The following is a 206-nucleotide window of genomic DNA, read 5'->3' as shown; positions in this document are numbered from 1 at the left end:
CACAGCAACCCGAGGATCGGCGTGGTGACCACCCCGATCAGCAGGAACACCAGCAGGAAGCTGATCAGCATGGCGATGGTCATGGTGAGGTCGAAGTTCAGCGACTCCACCGCCTGTACGCACCCGCGGGCTCTTCGACCCCTGGAACGCCAGGACCAGGATCGGCCCGAGGAACGGCAGGCCGATCAGGCTCGCCACGAGCGTCA

The 206-nt window shown here is 65.0% G+C and carries 1 protein-coding gene; it reads right to left on the bottom strand.

Translation table 11 applies throughout. The annotated features are described in order from the left end of the window. On the bottom strand, window positions 1-110 hold a 110-nt coding region (locus BN358_RS28830), incomplete at its 3' end, for a DUF4870 domain-containing protein (RefSeq protein ID WP_368730810.1). Between the last annotated feature and the right edge of the window lie 96 nt (window positions 111-206).

The sequence above is a fragment of the Sedimentibacter sp. B4 genome, assembly GCF_000309315.1.
GTDB classification, from domain to species: Bacteria; Bacillota; Clostridia; order Tissierellales; family Sedimentibacteraceae; genus Sedimentibacter; species Sedimentibacter saalensis.
This window is presented reverse-complemented; position numbering and strand designations above follow the sequence as displayed.